Annotated in this window: 6 protein-coding genes; 4 read left to right on the top strand and 2 right to left on the bottom strand. The window is 61.8% G+C overall.

Annotated features, from left to right (window positions below):
* Positions 1 to 79: 79 nt before the first annotated feature.
* From ACLPJJ_RS05570 to ACLPJJ_RS05555, 4 genes are read left to right on the top strand one after another with little or no spacing between them, the layout of a single operon-like run.
* Entirely contained in the window at positions 80 to 1,213 is a 1,134-nt protein-coding gene (locus ACLPJJ_RS05570; protein WP_443589960.1) for an aminomethyltransferase family protein, read from the top strand.
* A 3-nt stretch (positions 1,214 to 1,216) separates the two neighbouring features.
* The gene (locus ACLPJJ_RS05565) at positions 1,217 to 1,771 is read left to right on the top strand and encodes a dimethylamine monooxygenase subunit DmmA family protein (RefSeq protein ID WP_443589959.1); all 555 of its coding nucleotides are present in this window, start codon (positions 1,217 to 1,219) and stop codon (positions 1,769 to 1,771) included.
* Positions 1,768 to 2,682: a PDR/VanB family oxidoreductase gene (locus tag ACLPJJ_RS05560; RefSeq protein ID WP_443589958.1), complete on the top strand. Its 915-nt coding sequence runs from the start codon at positions 1,768 to 1,770 to the stop codon at positions 2,680 to 2,682. The genes ACLPJJ_RS05565 and ACLPJJ_RS05560 overlap by 4 nt, the downstream gene beginning before the upstream one ends.
* 3 nt (positions 2,683 to 2,685) lie before the next feature.
* Entirely contained in the window at positions 2,686 to 3,741 is a 1,056-nt protein-coding gene (locus tag ACLPJJ_RS05555; protein WP_443589957.1) for a heme-dependent oxidative N-demethylase family protein, read from the top strand.
* A gap of 120 nt (positions 3,742 to 3,861) precedes the next feature.
* Here ACLPJJ_RS05555 and ACLPJJ_RS05550 read toward each other — a convergent pair whose 3' ends face one another.
* Positions 3,862 to 5,205, bottom strand: a complete 1,344-nt coding sequence (locus tag ACLPJJ_RS05550; RefSeq protein ID WP_443589956.1) for an NAD(P)-binding domain-containing protein — start codon at positions 5,203 to 5,205, stop codon at positions 3,862 to 3,864.
* Positions 5,202 to 5,384 (bottom strand): hypothetical protein (locus tag ACLPJJ_RS05545; protein ID WP_443589955.1); only part of this gene is annotated, 183 nt, incomplete at its 5' end. The genes ACLPJJ_RS05550 and ACLPJJ_RS05545, both read right to left, overlap by 4 nt.

Here is a 5,384-nt window from a genome sequence, read left to right as displayed (position 1 = left end):
ATGATCATCGCCTGCCTGTTGCATACCCCCGCCAAGCGTGCCGGGGGCAATTCTCCACCCCAACCATGAAGGCCATCGCATGACTCGCTCCTGGCGCCACGCCGTTCTTGCCTCCCGCCACCGCGCTCTTGGTTCCAAGCTCGAAGACTGGAACGGCATGCCGACGGCCTGGACCTATGAGTCGGATGTGCAGGATCACCATGTGGCCATCCGCACCAAGGCGGGGCTCATGGATGTCTCCGGCTTGAAGAAGGTGCATCTGCACGGTCCACATGCCTCGGCCGTGCTCGACTACCTGACCACCCGCGATGTTTCCAAGATCGCGCCGGGCAAGTCGGCCTATTGCTGCTTTCTGAACGAGGGCGGCAAGTTCAGCGATGACGGCATTCTCTACCGCACCGGCCCGAACTCCTGGTTCGTGGTGCATGGCTCGGGTGCTGCGCATCAGGCCCTCTCGCAGGCCGCCTATGGCCGCAACGTGACGATGCTGTTCGACGACGATCTGCTGGACCTCTCACTGCAGGGGCCGCTCGCCGTCGATTATCTCGCCAAGCATGTGCCCGGCATCCGAGACCTTAAATATTTCCACCACATGGGCGCCACGCTGTTCGGCAAGCCGGTGATGATCTCGCGCACCGGCTACACCGGCGAGCGCGGCTATGAGATCTTCTGCAAGGCCGAGGATGCCGAAGTGATCTGGGACACGATCCTGGAAGAGGGCAGGGAGATGGGCATCGTGCCCTGCTGCTTCACCGCGCTCGATCTGCTGCGCACCGAGAGCTACCTGCTCTTCTACCCCTACGACAATTCCGAAATGTACCCGTTCGAGAACGAAGCTTCTGGCGACACGCTGTGGGAGTTGGGGCTCGACTTCACCGTCTCGCCCGGCAAAACCGGCTTTCGCGGCGCCGAGGAGCATTATCGCCTGAAGGGCAAGGAGCGCTTCAAGATATTCGGCGTGCTGGTGGAGAGCGGCAAATCCGCCGCCCCCGGCGACAAGCTGGTGGCCGATGGCAAGACCGTCGGCGTCATCACCTGTCCGATGATCTCCACACTCACCGGCAAGTCGATGGCCATCGCCCGCATGGACGTTCCCTATGCCATGCATGGCACCCAGCTGGCTGTGGAAGGCTCGCTGGGCAGCGTGCCAGCCATTGCGCACAACCTGCCCTTCGACGACCCGAAGAAGACCAAGCGCACGGTGGTGGGCTGAGCCATGAGCAAGAGCCGCCCGGTATACGCGCCGTTCGGTTTGGATCCGGCGGGACGCGTGCATCTGGTCGTCACCAGCCTCGATGCCCCGCCTGAGGGTATCGAGGACAGCCTTGCGAATATCGAGGTCTGGGCGGTGAAGCATAATGGGCCTGGCGTGCCGGCGCCGATCGTGGCAGGGCTGCGCCCCTTCCGTTCCACCACCGAGCTGCTGGCGCAGCTTGGTCACCGCTTGGCACGCGAGACTGCCGGGCTGCGCCTGTACGCGGTCGGCTCCGAGGCGTTCGTCTGGGACGCCTACAACGCCGCCATCGCTGCAGGGCTGCACCCATCCGAGGTCTCGCTGCATCGCGCGGGGCCGTTTGCCCGGCGCGTTTATTGCTCACATTGCCGCACCATGATCGAGGGCGCGGCCCGGAACATCGTCACCTGCCCGTCCTGCGAGGCGGTTTTGTTCGTGCGCGATCATTTCTCCCGCCGTCTGGCTGCGTTCATGGGCGTGAAGGTGGACGCGGAAGTGCCCGGCGAAATTCCGGAAGCGGAGGTGTTTACGTCATGAAGCTGAAGATCGAGGCCATAGACATGCTCACCCCGGGCATCCGCAAGTTCACGCTGGCGCCGGTTGACGGATCGCCCCTGCCGCGCGCCGGGGCTGGCTCACATGTGGTGCTGGAGATCCCAGGGCCAGGGCGCGTGTGGAAGAACGCCTACTCCATTACCTCCGCCGCCGAGGCGCCGGCCTATGAGATCATGGTCCGGCGCGTGGAGAAATCCCGTGGCGGTTCCGCCTGGCTGCATGATCATGCCAAGGCGGGGGACGTGCTGGAGGTGCAGCCGCCGCAGAACCTGTTCGCCCCGCAGCGCTTGGCCAAGCGGCATTTGCTGCTGTCGGCCGGCATCGGCATCACGCCGTTCCTCTCCTACCTCAAGCTGCCCGGCCTGGCGTACGAACTGCACCATTGCTGCAAGCCCGAGGATGAGGCTGCCTTCCGCAGGCTGCTGCCCTCCGGTCCGCCGGTGACGCTGCACACCAGCCGCAATACGTTGAACCTGGAAGAGCAGCTCAAGCGCCAGAAGCTGGACACGCATCTTTCCATCTGTGGGCCTGAGAGTTTCATGGATGTGGTGCTGGCCACGGCCTCGCATGCCGGCTGGCCGGCGGCCAAGGTGCACAAGGAGAGCTTCGGTGGCGCTACCGGCGGCGAGCCCTTCGTGGCGCATCTGCGCCGCTCCGGCGTGATGGTGAATGTTGGCCGCGAGGAATCGCTGTTGGATGCGATGGAAGCCGCCGGCCTCGCGCCGCCCTGCCTGTGCCGTGGCGGCGCCTGCGGCGAATGCAAGCTCCCCGTGCTGGACGGCGTGCCCGCGCATCACGACCATTATCTCTCCAAGGTCGAGCGGGCTGCCAACAACGCGATCATGATCTGCGTGTCGCGCGCGAAAACCCCCGAACTGGTGCTGGATTTCTGAACCATGAAACTGAGCCTGAAACCCCAAGAGACCTTCCGGGACGATTACACTTTTAGCAACTCGGATGATGCGATCCTGCGCTTTCCCTTTCCGTTCCCGGAAGACACCTACATGTATTCCGTGAATATGGAGCCGCATGTGCGCTGCGGGGCGAGCCCGGTCTTCAACGCCGTCTTCGATATCGACGAGCATTATATCGGCGACATGGCCGACCGTGCCATCACGCTGGAGCAGGACCCGCTGCGCTGCCAGGTGCTACCGCACATGGGAGAGGCCGAGTGGGATACGCTCGAGCTGATCATGGAGAATCTCGCGAATGACTATCCCGAGCATTTCTCCCTGACCAAGAATGGCGATGAATGGCACTGGCTCAACCGTCCCCTGGACATCAACCAGAAATTCGTCTTCGGCCGGGCGGAGACGTTGCCCTACGGGCCGTTCGAGTACATCACGCGCCAGACACAGGGCGATTTTTCGTTGCAGGACCAGCGCGACGACAACTTGTTCATGGATGGCGGCATGGTCACCTCGCAGGCCGACTGGTCGCTGAATTTCGACGTCGGCATGTCCTTTCATGAATGGCACGGCCCGGTGCCGCTGGCGCATGAGAGCGGGGTGTTCGACCGCGCGCTGCAATATCTGCTGCGCCTGCAATACGGCAAGCCGGTGCGCCGGCTAAACTGGACGATGACCGCCAACCCGCGCCTCGACACCTCGCCGGAGAATTATCCGCTGTGGGGGCCTGAGAAGGCGACGATTACGCCCGACAATGTCGGGCACCGTATGTGCTTGCGCGTGGAACTGCAGAGCCTCTACCGTCTGCCGCGTTCCAACGCCATATTGTTCTCCATCCGCGGCTACCTCGTCCGCCTGGAAGAACTGGCCTTGGTGAAGAAATGGGCGATCCGCATGCACCGCGTCATGCGCGACCTGCACCCGAAAATCGTCGAGTACAAGGGGCAGTCTCGCTATCGGCAGCATGTGGTGGATTATCTCGCGCCGCATGACGATGGCCGGGTGCTGAATCCGGGCATCGCGGCAGAGCAGGACAGCATTTAAGCCGCGCTCTCCGGACAGTAAAAACCCCGTGGTCATGCCGCGGGGTTTTTTGTTGGCGCTGGTGCGGGCACAAAAAAAGCCGCCTCCGGGTTGCCCTGGAGGCGGCGGTTGAAGCGAGCCTTAGTTGTTGGCGAGGAAGGCTGCCAGGCTGTCATCCGTTTGCTGCATCCAGGGTGTCTTCAGTGGCGGCGCCATGGTGCCGGTGATGGCGGACCGGAAGCTGTGATGACGGTAGGTCAGCACGTCCTCCTCCTTGTGGTGCTTCCATTCCTTGAACTGCTCTGCCATGATCTCCGGCTTAAAGTCGGGATAGTCGGTGTGGCCCAGCAGGTCACGGATGTAGCCGCACTGGAAGTCGATGTCCTCGGCGGCGCTGGTGGTCGATTCCTCCTTCTCGCGATAGGCTTGGCTGTCGGCCTGCATCTCTTCCACAGTAGGCAAATTCACCTTGCCGAGCATTACGTCGCGCGCGAACCAGGCCTGGGCGTCGAACATGTTGAAGGTGTAGTACTGGTCCTGCATGCCAAGATACAGCAGCCTCGGGTTCTTTTCCCACACCACGCCCTTGTACAGGCCCAATGGCCACAGGCGGTTGTTGGTCTTCAGGCGCAGCTCGTCCGGCAGGAAGGGGAAGTGGTGCTGGTATCCGGTGCAGATGATGATGGCATCCACCTCCTTGCTGGTGCCGTCCTTGAAGTAGGCGGTCTTGCCTTCAACTTTCAGGAGCAGCGGGACCTCGGAGAAGGCCTTGGGGAAGGCGAAGCCCATCGGCGCGGTGCGGTACGAGAAGATGATCTCCTTGGCGCCGTATTTATAGCATTGCGTGCCGATATCCTCGGAGGAATACGAGCTGCCGATGCACAGCACAGTCTTGCCGGCGAACTCGGCGGCGTCGCGGAAATCATGCGCGTGCAGCACACGGCCGGGGAATTTGTCGAGGCCGGGGAATTCCGGCACGTTCGGCGTCGAGAAATGGCCGGATGCGACCACGACGTAATCGAACGCCTCAGAATAAACATGGTCGTTCGCCAGGTCGCGAACGGTGACGGTGAACTTTCCCGTCGCGTCATCATAGATGACATCGCGCACCGGCGAACGAAAACGGATGAAGCGGCGCAGATTGCCCTTCTTCACGCGACCGACGATGTAATCCCACAGGACTTCGCGCGGCGGATAGGAGGGAATGGGACGGCCGAAATGTTCCTCGAAGGAGTAATCGGCGAATTCGAGCGCTTCCTTGGGACCGTTGGACCAGAGGTAGCGGTACATGGAGCCATGAACCGGCTCGCCGTACTCATCCAGCCCGGTGCGCCATGTGTAGTTCCACATGCCGCCCCAATCGGCCTGCTTTTCGAAACAGACAATTTCCGGAAGCTTGATTCCCTGCTTCTCCGCAGCCTCGAACGCCCTGATCTGTGCCAGGCCGCTGGGGCCGGCACCGATGATCGCAACACGAAAAGTCATGTGGAAACCTTCAAAAAATATGACGGCCAAATTCTTTTCTTGCCCAGAAAAGCGGGCCGTACGGGTTGGGATTTAAAAAAGACTGTGGTGGCGAGTGTAAAACTTCGGCCTGGCCCTACTCCTCCACGTAATGTCGTCACGGTGGCGATGTGCTGTACCGTATGAGGATTCATTTTGTT

Source organism: Acidocella sp., assembly GCF_052326845.1.
Classification (GTDB): domain Bacteria; phylum Pseudomonadota; class Alphaproteobacteria; order Acetobacterales; family Acetobacteraceae; genus Acidocella.
This window is presented reverse-complemented; position numbering and strand designations above follow the sequence as displayed.

Coding starts and splice junctions, on each gene's coding strand:
- ACLPJJ_RS05560 (WP_443589958.1), top strand. CDS start 1,768: ATGAAGCTGAAGATCGAGGCCATAGACATGCTCACCCCGGGCATCCGC.
- ACLPJJ_RS05570 (WP_443589960.1), top strand. CDS start 80: ATGACTCGCTCCTGGCGCCACGCCGTTCTTGCCTCCCGCCACCGCGCT.
- ACLPJJ_RS05550 (WP_443589956.1), bottom strand. CDS start 5,205: ATGACTTTTCGTGTTGCGATCATCGGTGCCGGCCCCAGCGGCCTGGCA.
- ACLPJJ_RS05555 (WP_443589957.1), top strand. CDS start 2,686: ATGAAACTGAGCCTGAAACCCCAAGAGACCTTCCGGGACGATTACACT.
- ACLPJJ_RS05565 (WP_443589959.1), top strand. CDS start 1,217: ATGAGCAAGAGCCGCCCGGTATACGCGCCGTTCGGTTTGGATCCGGCG.